General features: G+C 68.1%; 17 protein-coding genes. 13 read left to right on the top strand and 4 right to left on the bottom strand.

Annotation, left to right across the window (positions count from 1 at the left end; genetic code table 11):
* The 5 genes from H7290_RS00905 to H7290_RS00885 all read left to right on the top strand — a co-directional run.
* A partial coding sequence (locus tag H7290_RS00905; RefSeq protein WP_290512135.1) for an acyl-CoA dehydrogenase family protein occupies window positions 1–1,206 on the top strand: 1,206 nt, incomplete at its 5' end.
* Complete coding sequence (locus H7290_RS00900; RefSeq protein WP_290512134.1) at window positions 1,207–1,830, top strand: hypothetical protein; 624 nt, start codon at window positions 1,207–1,209, stop codon at window positions 1,828–1,830.
* Between the two features lie 328 nt (window positions 1,831–2,158).
* Window positions 2,159–3,844, top strand: a complete 1,686-nt coding sequence (locus tag H7290_RS00895; RefSeq protein ID WP_290512133.1) for a nitrite/sulfite reductase — start codon at window positions 2,159–2,161, stop codon at window positions 3,842–3,844.
* 228 nt (window positions 3,845–4,072) lie between these two features.
* Window positions 4,073–4,831 (top strand): sirohydrochlorin chelatase, encoded by a 759-nt coding sequence (locus tag H7290_RS00890; RefSeq protein WP_290512132.1) that lies wholly within the window; start codon window positions 4,073–4,075, stop codon window positions 4,829–4,831.
* A gap of 49 nt (window positions 4,832–4,880) precedes the next feature.
* On the top strand, window positions 4,881–5,942 hold the full coding sequence (locus H7290_RS00885; RefSeq protein WP_290512131.1) for an AbrB family transcriptional regulator: 1,062 nt from the start codon (window positions 4,881–4,883) through the stop codon (window positions 5,940–5,942).
* Window positions 5,943–5,968: 26 nt separating this feature from the next.
* Here the strand turns inward: H7290_RS00885 and H7290_RS00880 are convergent, their stop codons facing one another.
* Window positions 5,969–6,808: a PPK2 family polyphosphate kinase gene (locus H7290_RS00880; protein WP_290512130.1), complete on the bottom strand. Its 840-nt coding sequence runs from the start codon at window positions 6,806–6,808 to the stop codon at window positions 5,969–5,971.
* A 38-nt stretch (window positions 6,809–6,846) separates the two neighbouring features.
* On the opposite strand from H7290_RS00880, the gene H7290_RS00875 reads away from it, so the two are divergent.
* From H7290_RS00875 to H7290_RS00860, 4 genes are all read left to right on the top strand, one after another.
* Window positions 6,847–7,566 (top strand): pyrimidine reductase family protein, encoded by a 720-nt coding sequence (locus H7290_RS00875; RefSeq protein ID WP_290512129.1) that lies wholly within the window; start codon window positions 6,847–6,849, stop codon window positions 7,564–7,566.
* Window positions 7,559–8,050 (top strand): hypothetical protein, encoded by a 492-nt coding sequence (locus H7290_RS00870; protein ID WP_290512128.1) that lies wholly within the window; start codon window positions 7,559–7,561, stop codon window positions 8,048–8,050. The genes H7290_RS00875 and H7290_RS00870 overlap by 8 nt, the downstream gene beginning before the upstream one ends.
* 51 nt (window positions 8,051–8,101) lie before the next feature.
* On the top strand, window positions 8,102–8,530 hold the full coding sequence (gene msrB / locus H7290_RS00865; protein ID WP_290512127.1) for a peptide-methionine (R)-S-oxide reductase MsrB: 429 nt from the start codon (window positions 8,102–8,104) through the stop codon (window positions 8,528–8,530).
* Window positions 8,531–8,637: 107 nt separating this feature from the next.
* A complete protein-coding gene (locus H7290_RS00860; RefSeq protein ID WP_290512126.1) occupies window positions 8,638–9,549 on the top strand; it encodes a hypothetical protein in 912 nt (303 codons plus the stop codon).
* A gap of 69 nt (window positions 9,550–9,618) precedes the next feature.
* Here the strand turns inward: H7290_RS00860 and hemQ are convergent, their stop codons facing one another.
* The 3 genes from hemQ to hemE are packed head-to-tail and all read right to left on the bottom strand — an operon-like array spanning window position 9,619 to window position 12,712.
* Window positions 9,619–10,341 carry a hydrogen peroxide-dependent heme synthase gene (gene hemQ / locus H7290_RS00855; RefSeq protein ID WP_290512125.1) on the bottom strand — a complete coding sequence of 241 codons (723 nt, stop codon included), beginning with the start codon at window positions 10,339–10,341 and terminating at the stop codon, window positions 9,619–9,621.
* Complete coding sequence (gene hemG, locus H7290_RS00850; RefSeq protein WP_290512124.1) at window positions 10,338–11,678, bottom strand: protoporphyrinogen oxidase; 1,341 nt, start codon at window positions 11,676–11,678, stop codon at window positions 10,338–10,340. Before hemG ends, hemQ begins: the two co-directional genes overlap by 4 nt.
* Window positions 11,675–12,712, bottom strand: coding sequence for a uroporphyrinogen decarboxylase (hemE, locus tag H7290_RS00845; RefSeq protein WP_290512123.1), 1,038 nt, complete (start codon window positions 12,710–12,712; stop codon window positions 11,675–11,677). The genes hemG and hemE overlap by 4 nt, the downstream gene beginning before the upstream one ends.
* A gap of 70 nt (window positions 12,713–12,782) precedes the next feature.
* Here hemE and H7290_RS00840 point away from each other — a divergent pair, with 70 nt between their 5' ends.
* The 4 genes from H7290_RS00840 to H7290_RS00825 all read left to right on the top strand — a co-directional run.
* Window positions 12,783–13,373, top strand: coding sequence for a DUF3000 domain-containing protein (locus tag H7290_RS00840; protein ID WP_290512122.1), 591 nt, complete (start codon window positions 12,783–12,785; stop codon window positions 13,371–13,373).
* A complete protein-coding gene (locus H7290_RS00835; protein WP_290512121.1) occupies window positions 13,370–14,719 on the top strand; it encodes a ribonuclease D in 1,350 nt (449 codons plus the stop codon). Before H7290_RS00840 ends, H7290_RS00835 begins: the two co-directional genes overlap by 4 nt.
* Window positions 14,720–14,764: 45 nt before the next feature.
* Window positions 14,765–15,601 carry an iron uptake transporter permease EfeU gene (gene efeU, locus H7290_RS00830; protein WP_290512120.1) on the top strand — a complete coding sequence of 279 codons (837 nt, stop codon included), beginning with the start codon at window positions 14,765–14,767 and terminating at the stop codon, window positions 15,599–15,601.
* A gap of 27 nt (window positions 15,602–15,628) precedes the next feature.
* On the top strand, window positions 15,629–16,034 hold a 406-nt coding region (locus H7290_RS00825), incomplete at its 3' end, for a serine hydrolase domain-containing protein (RefSeq protein ID WP_290512119.1).

The raw sequence follows: 16,034 nt of genomic DNA, 5'->3' as shown, positions 1-16,034 counted from the left end.
GCCGACGCCGCCCGGGCCAGGCGGTGGCCGGGGGGGCTCCCCCCCAGGACATACGACTGCGGGCTGCGGCCGCCGCAGGAGAAGGCCGGCCTCCTCGCGGGCATGGGCATGACCGAGAAGCAGGGTGGCTCCGACTTGCGCAGCAACTCGACGATCGCGAGGACCACCGAGACGCACGGTGAGTACCTCCTCACCGGCCACAAGTGGTTCACCTCTGCGCCCATGAACGACGTCTTCCTGGTGCTCGCGCAGGCCGCTGAAGGAATGACGTGTTTCGTCGTCCCGCGCGTGCGCCCCGACGGCAGTCGCAACTCGATGTCGATCGTGCGGCTGAAGGACAAGCTCGGCAATCGCTCGAACGCCTCGAGCGAGCTGGAGTTCGACGACACGTGGGCCGTACGACTCGGCGACGAGGGCCGAGGCATCCGCACCATCATCGAGATGGTCTCCGCCACCCGGATGGACTGCATCCTCGGCTCAGCCGGCATCATGCGCAAGGCGCTCGCGGAGGCGGCTTGGCACACGTCGCACCGGTCGGCGTTCGGCGCAACCCTTGCCGACCAGCCCGCCATGATCAACGTGCTCGCCGACCTCGCCGTCGAGAGCGAGGCAGCGACGCTCGTGTCGATGCGTCTGGCGTCGGCTGTCGACAAGCCGCACGACGCGCACGAGCAGGCCCTGCGTCGTATCGGACTGGCGCTCGAGAAGTTCTGGGTCTGCAAGCGCACCCCGTTCATGGTCGCGGAGGCGCTCGAGTGCTTCGGTGGCAACGGGTATGTCGAGGAGTCGGGCATGCCGCTGCTGTTCCGCGAGTCGCCGCTCAACTCGATCTGGGAGGGCAGCGGCAACGTCAACGCTCTCGACGTGTTGCGTGCACTCGCGCGGGAGCCCGAGAGCCTCGACGCATGGATCACCGAGGTTGGGTCTGCTCGTGGCGAGGACTCGCGCCTCGATGCCGCCGTCGACGAGGTGCTTGTCGAGCTGGCAGACCTTTCAGACGTGGAGGCGCGAGCTCGCCGCATCGCCGGCCGCATGGCGGCCGCGCTGCAGGGTGCGACCCTCGTCAAGCATGGCGACCCGTCGGTGGCCGACGCGTTCTGCGCCTCCCGGCTCGGAGGCGACTGGGGCGGTACGTTCGGCACACTCCCGCGCGGGCTTGACCTCGTGGGCATCGTCGATCGCACCACCCCACACCTGGAGAACTGAATGCGCACCCTGTCGGTGGCCGCCATCCTCGCTGCCCTCACGACGTTCATCGCTGCCCTCGCACTGCACGCTGCCGATGCCACGACAGCGGTACTTGCCGTCGCGGCCATCACGGTGTTCGTCACCTGGATCGCACGGTTGCACACTGACGACGAGGGGTCTGGACTGGCGCTCATCAGCCCCGCTGCGGCCGTCGCCCTCACGCTGGTCGGTCGACGCGGCGCCGCGCTGATCCTGCCTCTGGTGGCCGCCCAGGTGCTCGGTGCCGTGCTCGGTGGCTTCGCCGCGTTGGCCTTGGGCGACCGGCTCGGCGACACCCTGGTGTTCACCGATCCGAGCATGCTCGTCGCTGGGGTCGTCACGGGAGTACTCGCCGTCGTCGGCACCTGGGTGCTGTTCGCGATCGACGGCGAGGCCCACGAGGCCTACGCTGCGGTGCCAACGGTGATGACCGGTGCAGTCCTTCCCCTCGGATTCATCGCGGCGCTCAACCCCGCCGTCATCCTCGGCATCGCCACGGCCGGGCTCGTGCCATTCGACATCGCCCTCGTCGCCGCCGCATCTGCGCTGGTGGGGGCAGCGATCGGTGCGTACACGATGGCGCTCGTTGCTCCGGTTGAGTGACGTCGGATCACGTGACGCAGGCCACATTTCGTCACCGCTCGCCGCGTGGAACAGGACGCGAGTCTCACCATATGGACGAGCGTCTCACATCATGGAATGGTTGCTTGTCGTGAGGTCTTCGCTTCCGCAGACTGTCTACATGCTTGCCGCACAGACCCTCTTGCTCGTGGGACGACTCCACGTCGACCTCGGTCGTGCCCGCAACATGATGTGTCGCTGATCAACCCGCGACCTCTGCACTGATCTCCATCACTCCAGGCGCGCGGCGACTCCTCCGAGACTCCCCCGTCCCTGATCGCCGTGTCCCCTGCCTTCTCAAGGGAACTCCATGGCACCTGCACCCGGCACCAACACACCCGCCCGCCGCACACGCCTCCCGCGCGGCGAGGGCCAATGGGCGTTGGGCTACCGCGAGCCGCTGAACGCCAACGAGCAGGCCAAGAAGGACGACAACCCGCTCAACGTCCGCGCCCGTATCGAGAACATCTACTCCCACCGCGGTTTCGACTCGATCGACAAGAGCGACCTGCGTGGACGCTTTCGCTGGTGGGGCCTCTACACCCAGCGCAGGCCGGGCATCGACGGCGGCAAGACCGCGACGCTCGAGCCCGAAGAGCTCGAGGACTCCTACTTCATGCTGCGCGTGCGCATCGACGGCGGACAGCTCACGGCTGAGCAGCTGCGTGTCGTCGGCGAGGTCTCCACGACGTACGGCCGCGACACCGCCGACATGACCGACCGCCAGAACGTGCAGTACCACTGGATCCGGGTCGAGGACATGCCCGCGATCTGGGAGCGCCTCGAGGGTGTGGGCCTGCACACCCAGGAGGCGTGCGGCGACTGCCCCCGCGTCATTCTCGGCTCACCCGTCGCCGGCATCGCTGAGGACGAGATCATCGACGGCACCGGAGCGATCGCCCGGATCGAGCGCGAGTACATCGGCGACCCGGCTTTCTCCAACCTGCCTCGCAAGTTCAAGACCGCCATCAGCGGAAACCCGGGGCACGACACCGTCCCGCAGATCAACGACGTCGCGTTCGTCGGCGTCGTGCATCCCGAGCACGGGCCAGGCTGGGACCTGTGGGTCGGCGGTGGCCTGTCAACCAACCCCATGCTCGCGCAGCGCCTCGGCGCCTGGATCCCCGACGACGAGGTGCCCGAGGTGTGGGGTGCCGTCGCTGGCGCCTTCCGCGACTATGGCTACCGCCGCCTGCGGGCCCGTGCGCGGATCAAGTTCCTCATTGCGGACTGGGGCGTCGAGAAGTTCCGCGAGGTCATGGAGACCGAGTACCTCGAGCGGCCGATGCTCGACGGTCCGTCGCCCGAGCTGCCCCAGACCCCGGGAGACCACGTCGGCGTGCACCGCCAGAAGGACGGAAAGTTCTACATCGGCGTCGCGCCGGTCGTGGGTCGGGTGTCCGGAACCGTGCTCACACAGCTGGCCGACGTCGCCGAGCGCTACGGCTCCGACCGCATCCGCACGACGGCGCACCAGAAGCTTGTGGTGCTCGACATCCAGGAGAAGGACATCGAGGCGGCAGTGGCCGACCTCGACGCGATCGGCCTGCAGGCGCGACCCTCGTCGTGGCGCCGCCACACGATGGCCTGCACTGGCATCGAGTTCTGCAAGCTCGCGATCGTCGACACCAAGGATCGGGCGACGCAGCTCATCGATGAGCTGGAGAAGCGCGTGCCCGAGCTGGACTCCCCCATCACGGTCAACGTCAACGGCTGCCCCAACTCCTGCGCCCGCATCCAGACGGCCGACATCGGTCTCAAGGGCATGCTCGTGCTCGACGACAAGGGCGAGCAGGTCGAGGGTTTCCAGGTGCATCTCGGAGGTGCTCTCGGACTGGAGGCCGGCTTCGGTCGCAAGCTCCGCCAGCACAAGGTCGTCGGCGACGATCTGCCCGACTACATCGAGAAGCTCTCACGGGCCTACCTCGACCAGCGTGACGACGACGAGTCGTTCGCACGCTGGGTCGCCCGTGCCGACGAGAAGGCACTTCGATGATGAGGAGCATGCGATGACCGCCCGCGCCGTCCCGTTCCACTGCCCGTATTGCGCCGATGAAGACCTTCGCCCCCACGGCGAGACCCACGGCGAGTGGGAGTGCCGATCGTGTCTGAGGGCGTTCCGGCTCGGCTTCATCGGCCAGCTCGCTCCCCCGCAGCGTACGACCCACCATCTGCCGGCATCAGCCGACACGACCCCAGCAGCACCCGGAAGGAGGCACACATCATGACCGCACCAGCACTCATCGCCCTGGCGCACGGCAGCCGCGACCCGCGCTCTGCCAACACCATCACCGCCCTCACGGAGCTCGTGGCATGCATGCGTCCCGACCTGCGCATCGAGACGGCTTTCCTCGACCTGGCCGAGCCGGGGTTCGACGAGGTCGTCGATCGGCTCGTCGCCGAGGGTCACCAGGAGATCGTGGTCGTCCCCTTGCTGCTCAGCGAGGCGTACCACGCCCGGGTCGACGTGCCCGCCGCCATCGCGAAGGCGGTGGCCCGCCACGAGGGCATGAAGATCCACGCCAGCAAGGTGCTCGGGCTCGAGAACGCGTTCTCCACCGTGCTCGACAAGCGTCTGCGCGAAGCGCTGTCAAAGAGCCGCGTGCGTGAGCTCGATGCGCTGGTGCTTGCCGGCGCAGGGTCGTCCAACCCGATAGCCAACGCCGCGATCTCGCGGGCGGCGCGCACATGGGGGGCGCATCACAAGCTCCCCACGATCGCGGCGTTCGCGTCCAGCGTCCCGCCCGCGGCGGGTGAGGCTGTGCGCCAGCACCGTGCCGACGGACGTCGCCACATCGCTGTCGGCATGCTGTTCCTGGCACCCGGCGTGCTGCCGGACCGTGTGGCCGAGCTGGCCACCGAGGCCGGCGCTGTCGCCGTGGCCGGGCCGCTCGGGGTCGACGTCGAGGTGGCCAGGGTCATCCTGGCCCGCTACGCCGTGGGTGCTGTCGAGCTCGTGCCACTCGAGGCGCTCTTCGCCTGACCCCCACGCTCGTGGGGCTTGGGCGGTCAGAGATGTCTAGTCTGATCCGGTGAGCGACACCACGGACGATTCGCGCCTGCGTTCGTTGGTCTCGTGGCTGGTGCTCATCGCGTTGGTCACCGCCGTCTCACTGGCACTGGGCGTCCTCGGCCTGCCATCACCACTGCTGTTCGGCGGGCTGGTGGGCGGGCTCGCATTCGCCCTGGGATCCTCACGAGAGCTCGATGTCCCGCGGTGGTCGTTCATCCTCGGGCAGGCCATCATCGGCGTCACCGTCGGCGCCTCGGTCGACTTCGACACGCTCGCACAGCTCGGCCCCGACTGGCCTGCCGTGCTGCTGGTCTCGGTGCTGACGCTGGTGCTGAGTGTCGGCGCAGGTCAACTGCTACGCCTGCACCGCGGGGTCACCACGGTCACGGCCTCGTTCGCGTCGGTCGCCGGCGGGGCATCCGGCATGACGGCACTGGCTCATGACCTCGGCGCGGACGACCGCGTCGTCACGGTGATCCAGTACCTCCGCGTGCTCGTCATCCTGTTGGCGATGCCCGCGGCCGTGTCGTTTGCGTTCCACGCGGAGTCAGGCGGCGCGGCGGCCACCGGGGCATCCCCGACGACCTGGCCGAGCGTGATCTACGCGGCTGCCGCTGTGACGCTGGGTCTTGGGCTGGGCAGGCTCCTGCGCCTCCCGTCTCCCGCTGTGCTGGGAGCTCTCGTCGCAGCCATCCTGCTGTCGCTGCTACCGGTCTTCGGCGGCATCGGCGTTCCGACGTGGATACAGGACACCGGCTTCGTCCTGATCGGGGTGCAGGTCGGGCTGCGGTTCACCGCCGAGAGCCTCAGGGCGATCGGACGGATGCTCCCGACCGCGATCCTGGTGATCACGATCATCATCGTCGGGTGCGCCGGCCTGGGGCTCCTGCTCGCTGCGGTCACCGGCGTCTCCGAGGTCGACGCCTACCTTGCGACGACCCCCGGGGGCCTGTACGCAGTGCTGGCAACCTCGACCGCGATCGGCGGCAACGTCACGTTCGTGACCGCGGTCCAGCTCATCCGGCTGCTGCTCGTCCTGCTCGTCGCGCCATTCCTCGCCCGGTGGCTCGTGCGGCGGTGAGGTGACCACCCGCCATTGCTCCTGCCCTACATCGCGGCGAGGCGGGCCTTCTCGCCCTCGACGTCGAAGTTGGCATCAGGCCAGTCCAGATCGAGACCACGCAGCTGCTCGACGAGCAGCGTCGCGACGGCCCAGTTGCGGTACCACTTGCGGCCGCTGGGCACGATGTTCCACGGCGCCGCCTTGGTGGAGCAGCGCTCGAGCACGGTGACGTACGCGTCCTGGTAGTCGTCCCACAACATCCGCTCATCGATGTCGCCGGGGTTGTACTTCCAGTACTTGGTCGGGTCGTCGAGGCGCGCTTCGAGGCGTTCTTTCTGATCGTCCGCACTGATGTGCAGGAAGCACTTGATCAGGATGCCGCCGGTGTCGGCGAAGGCCTTCTCGAAGGTGTTGATCGCGTCGTATCGCCGCTCGATCTCGGCTGGATCGGCGAGCTCACGTACACGCCCGATGAGGACGTCCTCATAGTGCGAGCGGTCGAAGACGCCGATCATCCCCGGTTCAGGCAGCGCCTTCTCGACACGCCAGAGGAAGTCGTGCTCGAGCTCGTCCACGGTGGGTTTCTTGAACGACGTGATCGAGATGCCTTGGGGGTCAGCAAGCCCGGCGACGTGACGCACCAGACCCCCCTTCCCGGACGTGTCCATGCCCTGCAGCACGAGCAGGATCTTCGAGTGGCTCGACTCCGTGCGGCCGCCGGCGAACAACTTCTCCTGCAGGTCGCTCAGCTCCTCCCCGATGGCCACGAGGTCGTCGAGGGCCTCGGCCTTCTTGTCCTTGAAACCCGTCGTGGCACGTGAGTCGTAGGTTGACAGGTCGATCGTTCCGGTGGTCGCAAGCTGCGAGCCGAGCGTCTGAGCCATGGCCGCAGTATGCCCGACCATTCCGTAGGGTGCATGGCATGCTGCCGGACGATCACGAGCTCGAGCGCCTCTATGCCTATCCGCAGATGGATCGACCCTGGGTGCGGACCAACTTCGTCACGACGATCGATGGTGCGGCGTACGCCGTCGACGGCCGCTCCGGCTCGCTCGGCGGCGCCGATGACACCCGGGTGTTCGCACTGCTGCGGTCACTCACCGACGTCATCGTCGTTGGCGCGGGCACAGCGCGCGCCGAGAGGTACGGCCCGGTCAAGGCCGGCGACATCGACTCCGGCCTTCGCGCGCGGCTCGGGTTGGCGACCTCGCCGCCGATCGCCATCGTCAGCCGTCGCCTCGACATCCCGGAGGCGCTCGTCTCCCCCGGTCAGCTGGTCATCACGACCAGCACCGCGTCGCAGTCCGCGATCGACAGGCTTCGCGAGACGATCGACGTCATCGCCATCGGCGAGGAGCGCATCGACTGGCCTGCGGTGCTCGCCGAGTTCGCTGATCGGGGGTGGACTCGGGTGCTGTGCGAGGGCGGCCCGTCGCTGCACGGCGATCTCGTCGCCCTGGACCTCGTCGACGAGATCTGTCTGACGATCGCGCCGGTCCTGTCCGCCGGCGACGCTCCCCGTATCGCGCACGGCGACACTCCCGTCGAGCACGCCATGGTCCTCGGCCACGCCTTGGACGCCGACGGGGTCCTGCTCACCCGCTGGGTGCGGGACCGCACGTACACTCCTGCACATGTATGACGTCGCACTCCTCATCGAACGCCAGCTCACCCCCCTCGATGCCGATCAGGTGATCTCGCTGCACGAGGGCCTCGACGACACCAAGCGCTACCACCTGCTGCTTCCGGTGGAGAGCTCCACGGCGATCCTCACCTCGTCGATGAGCTCGCTCGGGACGGGACAGATCACGCCAATCACCGAGCCCGAGGTGCTCGAAGAGGTGCAGGAGCAGATCGTCGGCGCCGGTTCGGCCGAGCTCGAGGTCAGTGCCGCGCTGCTGAAGGAGCGTGGCCAGCAGGTGACCACCAAGCTCACCGAGGACGACCCCATCGATGCACTGTTGGCGCTGGTGAAGGAGTCCGGTTCCGCCGAGGTCATCATCCTGACCGAGCCGCATGTCGTGAAAGAGTTTCTGCAGCTTGACTGGACCTCCCGCGCGCAGCGCAAGCTCGAGGTGCCGAGCGTCCACCTGCTCGAGCACGTGCCGTTCGACGCCCAACGCTGACGTCACAGTTTCGTCACGGCGCCGGCTGGTCCTGCGACGTAGGCTTGGAGCATGAGCAAGCAGAGCGACAAGACGTACACGGTCGACAAGACTGACGAGCAGTGGAGGGCCGATCTCAGCCCTGCTGAGTACCAGGTCCTGCGCAAGGCGGGCACGGAGCAGCCGTTCAGCTCCTCGTACGAGACCGACCCGACAGTCGGGGTCTATGCGTGCCGCGCCTGCGGGTCCGAGCTGTTCCGCAGCGAGACGAAGTTCGATGCGCACTGCGGCTGGCCGGCGTTCTACGAGCCGCTCGCGAAGGATCGTGTCGAGTACATCGAGGACCGCTCGATGTTCGGCGGTGTCCGCACCGAGGTGCGCTGTGCCAACTGTGGTTCACACCTCGGTCACGTGTTCGAGGGTGAAGGCTTCGGCACCCCCACCGACCAGCGCTACTGCATCAACGGTGTCAGCCTCACGCTGGCCGCCGACCCCACCTGACCCAGACCCCGCTCGCGAGTCACTCAGAACCACCCGCGAGTCACTCAGTACCGCTCGCCTGTGGATATGCCCCGACACACCGCGGTGATGCACGGTTTCATCACCGCATGCCCACCCTGATCTTCGACGGCCACCCCTTCCTCCTCGCAGACCACGGTGACGTGGGGTTGAGCAGACGTCAGGTCATCGAGGCTGCCCAAGCCGGAGCGCTCCGGCGGGTGCTCGACCGGGTCTACATCGACGCCGCAGTACGCGATACCCGAGCGGTCCGACTGGAGTCCATCCGACTTGTCGCTCCTCCGCAAGCCGTCGTTGCCGACGAGTGGGCCGCTTGGGTGTACGGCGTGGATGCTTTCTCACCGTCGCAGCGCCATCGGATGATTCCCACCCTCTTGGTGCCACACGGACAGAGCCGTTCGCGGATCCCCGGCGTGCGGTGCCGGCAGCCCAAGTTGTCGTCCGAGGACATCCATTCCCTTGACCGGGTGCTCCTCACCACGCCCGTCCGGACGACCTCAGACATGTTGCGCAAGCGGTGGCGTCCCCACGCCCTCTCGAGCGCAGACACCATGGCGCACGCGGGGCTGGTGACTCCCGGCGAGGTTCAGGATTACCTCGCCGGGCTCAAGGGCTACCCGGGCATCAGGCAAGCTCGCAACCTCGCCACCTGGATCGAGCCGCTGACCCAGTCGCCCGGGGAGTCGTGGTCCCGGCTCCGGATGCTCGATGCAGGATTCCCACGTCCGCAGGCGCAGTGGTGCGTCGTCGACGTCGACGGGGTCGAGCGCTGGGTCGACCTGGCCTACCCGGAAGTGAAGCTGGGAGCCGAGTACGACGGGCAGGAATTTCATTCGAGCGGCGGCGATCGGGCGCTTGATCGCGGTCGCCGAACAGCCCTTGGTGCGCGGGGCATCAGATTCGTCATCACGGGCTACGAAGGGATTTTCGGTACCGACTCTTCGTTCGAGGAGCAGATCGGCCGGTTCCTTGGGCAGACTCCGCTGCACCGCAGATGGTGACTGAGTGACTCGCGACCGGTCCTGAGTGACTCGCGACCGGTCCTGAGTGACTCGCGACCGAGGTGGGGGTCAGGGCCAGAGTGTGGTGAGCTCGCCGACAGTGTGCGACTGGCCGGTGTAGAACGGGATCTCCTCGCGCACGTGTCGACGTGCCCGGCTGGCCCGCAGCTCACGCATGAGGTCAACGATGCGGTGCAGATCGGCGGCCTCGAAGGCCAGGATCCACTCGTAATCGCCCAGCGCGAATGACGCGACGGTGTTGGCACGCACATCGGCGTAATCGCGGGCCTGCATGCCGTGCTCGCGCAACATGTCGCGGCGCTCCTCGTCAGGCAGCAGATACCACTCGTACGAGCGGACGAACGGGTAGACGCACACGAACTTCTGCGTCTCCTCCTCGGCCATGAAGGCAGGGATGTGTGAGCGGTTGAACTCGGCCGGACGGTGCAGCGCCATCTGCGACCACACCGGCGCCATGCGTGCGCCCAGCGCGGTGCGGCGGAAAGCGTTGTAGGCCGCCTGCAGCTCACCGCTCGTGGAGGCGTGCCACCACACCATCAGGTCGGCGTCGGCGCGCATCCCGCTGACGTCGTACGTGCCACGCACCACGACGTCGTCTGCGGCGAGCTTCGCGAACAGGGCATCGACCTCCGCCGCCTCCGCCTGACGATCGGCGTCGCCGAGCACCGTCTCAAGGCGAAATACCGACCACATCGTGTAGCGGATGGTCTCGTTGATGTCCTTGGCCAGCTTGCCCTTGCTCTTCGGGTGTTCTGTCGAAACTGCGCTCATGCGTCCAGTGTCCCAGCGTCTGACAAGCGGCGTGCAGCCGCCCGGCCCGACGCGATCACGGCGGGGATGCCCACGCCGCGCAGGGCTGCTCCGCAGACTTCGAGACCCGGCACCGCAGCGACGGATCGCTCGATGACGTCCACCCGATCGAGGTGTCCGACGTCGTACTGGGGCAGCGCGCCACCCCACCGCTGGACGACCGAGTCGAGCGGATCGGGCAGCGCGCCGAACGCCGAACGTAGGTCGGCGAGCGCTCGCGCGGAGAGGTCCCCGTCGTCGTGCTGGAGCAACGTGGTCTCGCCAGCACGCCCCACGGAGGCCCTGATGACGGTGCGACCCGTGTCGGCGACCCATCGCCACTTGTTGGACGAGATCGTGGCCGCCTTGATGAACGTCCCGTCGACCGGAGGAGCCAGCAGGCCCGACCCCTGGAAGGCCGGCGGCTCGTCGAAGACGTAGGTGATGATCGCCATGCTCGCGTAGTCGATTGCCGCGAGCGCGAACGCCGCGTCGGGCGCAGCTTCCGCGAGGAGCCGTGCCGCGGCCGGGGCGGGGGCCGCGACCACCACCGCGTCGACGTCACACAGGTCGACGTCGGTCGTGGGCCCGACCGCGAGCCGCCATCCGTCGGGCCTGCGGGACACCGACCGGACCGTCGCGTCGAGGCGCACCTCGATGCCGCCCGTCGAGGCCACCGCCGCGGGCAGCTGACCGACGCCACCGACGAGCCCGGCGAAGACCGGACCCGATGCGGTGGCCTTGGCTCGCGCCTCCGTGGCACCGGCGAGAAGGTCTGCTCCGAGTGCCGCCACCTGCGGCGCGGTAGCCCGCAGCGACAGACGGGCGGCGTGGCCGGCGTAGACCCCTCCGAGCAGCGGCTCGACGAGGCGGTCAAGCACGTCGCGCCCGAGTCGTGCCGAGACGAACTCGGCCACCGAGACGTCGCCGTCGGGCACCGGCAGCACGTGCGGGTCGAGTGCCCCCTCGACGATGCCCGACTCCGCCAGTGCCACGACGTCGGCGGGGATGCCCATGACGGTCGGCGGCATCGGGCGCAACCCCCCGTGTGTCCAGATCGCCGCGCTGATGGTCTCAGGATTGACCACCTTGTCGTCGAGCCTGACCTCGTGGATGAGGTCGAGCGCCTCTGGACGTCGCGCGAGCAACGACTCCGCGCCCAGGTCGAGCGTCACGCCGGCAACGGAGCCGAGCCGCAGCTTGCCTCCGATCCGGTCGGAGCCTTCGAACAGCACGACTTCGACGCCCGATGAAGCCAGCTCGTGGGCCGCGGCGAGACCGGCCATGCCCCCGCCGACGACTGCGACGCGCATCGTCATGACACGTCGTATTCGTGCACGAAGTCGACCAGTCGCGCCAGCGCGTCGGGGTCGGTGGCCGGCAGGACGCCGTGCCCGAGGTTGAAGATGTGGCCTTCCGCGGAGCGCCCGGCCTCGAGGACCTCGGCGGCGCGTGCGTGCACGAACTCGGTGGGGGCGAAGACCGCGGTGGGGTCGAGGTTTCCCTGCACGGCGCGGCCGGGACCCACCCGTCGCACGGCCTCGTCGAGGGGCACCCGCCAGTCGACACCGACGACGTCTGCGCCAGCATCACCCATCGAGTGCAGCAGCTCTCCGGTGCCGACACCGAAGTGGATGCGCGGCACGCCCAAGTCGGCCACCGACGCCAGCACGGCGGCGGAGTGCGGCTTGACGTAGGTGTCGTAGTCGGCCAGCGACAGCGCCCCGGCCCACGAGTCGAAGAGCTGGACCGCCGAGGCGCCGGCTTCGACCTGCAGGCGCAGGAACTGCCCCGCAATGGCGGCGATGCGCCCCAGCAGTGCGTGCCAGAGCTGCGGATCGGAGTACATCAGCTGCTTGGTGAGCCGGTGGTCGCGCGACGGGCCGCCCTCCACGAGGTAGGACGCGAGGGTGAAGGGCGCCCCCGCAAAACCGATCAACGGGGTGGAGCCCAGCTCGCCGACGAGCGCCTTCACCGCGTCGGTGATCGGCGTGACGTCGTCGGCGTCGATATCGCGAAACTGGTCGAGCTGCGCCCACGAACGGACCGGCTCGGCCACGACGGGACCGGTGCCCGGGACGATGTCGAGGTCGACGCCGATCGCCTTGAGCGGCACCACGATGTCGGAGAAGAAGATCGCCGCGTCGACGCCGTAACGACGCACCGGCTGCATCGTGATCTCGACGACCATGTCGGTACGGAAGCATGACTCGAGCATCGCGGTGCCCTCACGAAGTGCGAGGTACTCCGGCAGGGACCGGCCGGCCTGGCGCATGAACCACACCGGTGTGTGGGCGGGTCGCTGGCCACGGCACGCCTGGAGAAAGGCGCTGTCGTTCAGAGTCACGGTCACCCTTGGAGTCTGTCAGGTCGTGCGGAGTGTCGGAGCCGAGGCCTGACCCCGACGCGCCTACGATCACAGTGTGGGAGCCCGAAGTGAGATCGATCGCACCCCCGCTCAGTTCGTGGCGGCGGTCGAGCAGGTACGACGTGCCGTCCTTCGACCCGAGGTCGTGGTCGATGAGGTGCCTGCGCCCCAACGCATCGCGCCACACGCGTTCGCCGTCAGCGGCGACGTCCTGGTCGGTGACGACGAGCTGGCAACGGGGCGCTTCATCCTGCTGCACGACCCCGCCGGCAACGACGCGTGGGGCGGCACCTTTCGCTGCGTGACGTTCGCGCGCGCCGACATCGAGGCCGACATGGCGGCCGACCCCATGCTCCCAAGCGTCGGGTGGAGCTGGCTCACGGAGGCGCTCGATGCCCACGGTGGCGAGTACGCGGCCCCGAGCGGAAGCGTGACGGTCATCCGATCGGAGGGTTTCGGTGAGATGGAGGCCGACGGCTCCGACGCGCAGATCGAGGTGCGCGCCTCATGGACGCCCCTCGACGTGCCGCCGTCCGACAAAGGGTCCCACGCCGCCGCATGGTCCAACCTGTTGTGCGCGATCGCCGGGCTCCCGCCGCTCGCATCCGGCGTCATCCCGCTGCAACGTCGGCGTGGTGTTCGTTGATCCCTCCTCACGAGCCGACCCAAAACGAGCCCGCACGCGACGAGCCCACACGCGACGAGACGGCGCTCGGCGCACCCGTGCCGGAGGTCGATGACCTCGAGGCTCCGGAGCCAGTCAAGCCCGAAGCCCCGCGCCTCAAGCTGCGCGACCCGCTGCCCCCGGTCGTCGACACGCCTTCCCTGCTGCAGCAGACGTGCGAAGCGGTAGCCGCCGGCACCGGCCCCATCGCACTCGACGCCGAACGCGCGTCGGGCTACCGCTACTCCCAGCGCGCCTACCTGGTCCAGATTCGCCGCGAGGGGTCCGGGACACATCTCGTCGACCCGATTGCCTTCGACAACCTCGTGCCACTCGACACCGCCTTCGACGGCAACGAGTGGATTCTCCACGCCGCGACGCAAGACCTCATGTGCCTCGCCGAAGTCGGCCTCTACCCCGAGTCGCTGTTCGACACCGAGCTCGCCGGACGGCTGCTCAACCTGCCACGGGTTGGGCTGGCGGCACTCGTCGAGCACTACCTGGGGCTCAGCCTCGCCAAGGAGTTCTCCGCGGCCGACTGGTCGACACGGCCGCTGCCGGAGCCGTGGCTCGTCTACGCCGCCCTCGACGTCGAGGTTCTTGTCGAGCTCCGCAATCTCATCGACGCCGACCTGCAGGAGGCCGGCAAGCGTGAGTGGGCGGCCGAGGAGTTCGAGGCACTGCTGTCGTTTCAGGGACCGCCCGAGCGCAAGGAGCCGTGGCGACGCACATCAGGCATCCACAAGGCTCGTGGCCGGCGCGCGCTCGGCCTCGTGCGCGAGATCTGGCAGACCAGGGACGGCATCGCCGCCGACCGCGACATCACACCGGGGCGCATTCTGCCCGACTCATCGATCCTGGAGATCGCGGTCACCGCACCGCAGGACGTCGGCGCACTCAAGGGCATGCGGGTCATGCGCAATCGCGGGCCCCGACGCTTCTTGAGCGAGTGGTTCGATGCTGTCGAACGCGGACTCGCGCTCGATGACGCCAAGCTCCCCACCACCGGTCAACGCACCGACGGACCACCCCCGCCGCGTGCGTGGGCTGAGAAGAATCCCGCGGCGGCCGCTCGGCTCGGACGCAGCCGTGAAGTCGTGCTGTCATTGGCCGGGACACACGACCTGCCGACCGAGAACCTCATCAGCCCCCAGCTCGTGCGCAACCTCGCGTGGGAGCCACCGGTCGACATCACCGTCGAGGCGGTCTCGGCGACCCTCGCCGAGCAGGGTGCGCGGCAGTGGCAGATCGGCCTCACCGCACCGCTTCTTGTCGACGCTTTGCGGCCCGGACCCGACGACGCCACGACGGCATCTTCCAGTTCTTGAGAGCTCAGCGCGCAAGGTAAGCCATTCCTAAGTTACGATCGGTTTGTGCTAGCCAATTTCCTCATCGGTCTGCGTGAGGGCCTCGAAGCAAGCCTCATCGTCAGCATCCTGATCGCCTATCTCGTCAAGACCAACCGCCGTAGCGAGATCCGACACGTGTGGACGGGCGTCATCGCCGCACTCGTCATGGTCGTCTCGGTGTTCGCTGTCGTCACGCTCGTCTTCGACCAGCTGCCGTTCCGCGCACAGGAAATTGTCGGCGGCACGCTGTCGATCATGGCCGCCGCCCTCGTCACGTGGATGATCTTCTGGATGAGGCGCACGGCACGATTCCTCAAGCGCGAGCTCGAGTCCGACATGGCCCACGCGGTCGCGCTCGGCCCTGTGGCGCTGGCGAGCGTCGCCTTCCTCACCGTCGGCCGCGAGGGCCTCGAGACTGCGGCGATCATCTGGTCGACGATCATCGGCACCACCACGACGCGCCCGTTCATTGGCGCCACCCTCGGCATCCTGGTCGCGGTAGGTCTCGGCATCGCCATCTACCGCGGCGCAATCAAGGTCAACCTCAGCAAGTTCTTCACCATCACCGGCGCGCTGCTCATCGTCGTCGCCGCCGGCGTCCTGGCGTACGGCGTCTTCGATCTGCAGGAAGCCCGCGTCCTGCCAGGCTTCGGCAGCCGCATCTTCGACATCTCTTCCACGATCCCTCCCGACAGCTGGTACGGCACCCTCCTCAAGGGCACCGTCAACTTCCAGCCCGATCCGTCGTGGCTGCAAGGCATCGTGTGGATGTCCTATCTCGCGATCGTGCTGACGCTCTACCTACGCAAGCCCAAGCCCACTTCAACGCCCGCGCCGAGCAAGCAGGCTCAGAGCGTCTGACTGGGTGTGCCCGGCTAACGTGGTCGCATGAACGCGGCGGCACGGGGGAGCTTCGATCCCCGCTTCACGGCACTTGCCGACCTCCTGCACGCCCACGTCGGCGATGGCATCGAACGTGGTTCGAGCCTGTGCGTCATCCAGGACGGCGAGGTGCTCGTCGACATCTGGGACGGCTGGTCCGACGTCGAGCAGACTGCGACGTGGGAGCGCGACACGATCACTCCCGTCTGGTCGATCACGAAAGTCATGGTCAACCTCGCCGCACTGGTGCTCATCGACCGAGGCGAGCTCGACCCTGACTCCCCCGTCGCCGCGTACTGGCCCGAGTTCGGCGCTGCTGGCAAGCAAGGAGTCACTGTCGCCCAGATTCTCGGGCACACCTCGGGCGTCTCCGGCTGGGCGCAGCCCGTCACGGTCGATGATCTCTACGACT

Source organism: Aeromicrobium sp., assembly GCF_014378035.1.
Classification (GTDB): Bacteria; Actinomycetota; Actinomycetes; order Propionibacteriales; family Nocardioidaceae; genus Aeromicrobium.
This window is presented reverse-complemented; position numbering and strand designations above follow the sequence as displayed.

Coding starts and splice junctions, on each gene's coding strand:
- msrB (WP_290512127.1), top strand. CDS start 8,102: ATGAGCAAGCAGAGCGACAAGACGTACACGGTCGACAAGACTGACGAG.
- H7290_RS00895 (WP_290512133.1), top strand. CDS start 2,159: ATGGCACCTGCACCCGGCACCAACACACCCGCCCGCCGCACACGCCTC.
- hemQ (WP_290512125.1), bottom strand. CDS start 10,341: ATGAGCGCAGTTTCGACAGAACACCCGAAGAGCAAGGGCAAGCTGGCC.
- H7290_RS00875 (WP_290512129.1), top strand. CDS start 6,847: ATGCTGCCGGACGATCACGAGCTCGAGCGCCTCTATGCCTATCCGCAG.
- H7290_RS00880 (WP_290512130.1), bottom strand. CDS start 6,808: ATGGCTCAGACGCTCGGCTCGCAGCTTGCGACCACCGGAACGATCGAC.
- hemG (WP_290512124.1), bottom strand. CDS start 11,678: ATGACGATGCGCGTCGCAGTCGTCGGCGGGGGCATGGCCGGTCTCGCC.
- H7290_RS00900 (WP_290512134.1), top strand. CDS start 1,207: ATGCGCACCCTGTCGGTGGCCGCCATCCTCGCTGCCCTCACGACGTTC.
- H7290_RS00870 (WP_290512128.1), top strand. CDS start 7,559: ATGTATGACGTCGCACTCCTCATCGAACGCCAGCTCACCCCCCTCGAT.
- H7290_RS00890 (WP_290512132.1), top strand. CDS start 4,073: ATGACCGCACCAGCACTCATCGCCCTGGCGCACGGCAGCCGCGACCCG.
- H7290_RS00860 (WP_290512126.1), top strand. CDS start 8,638: ATGCCCACCCTGATCTTCGACGGCCACCCCTTCCTCCTCGCAGACCAC.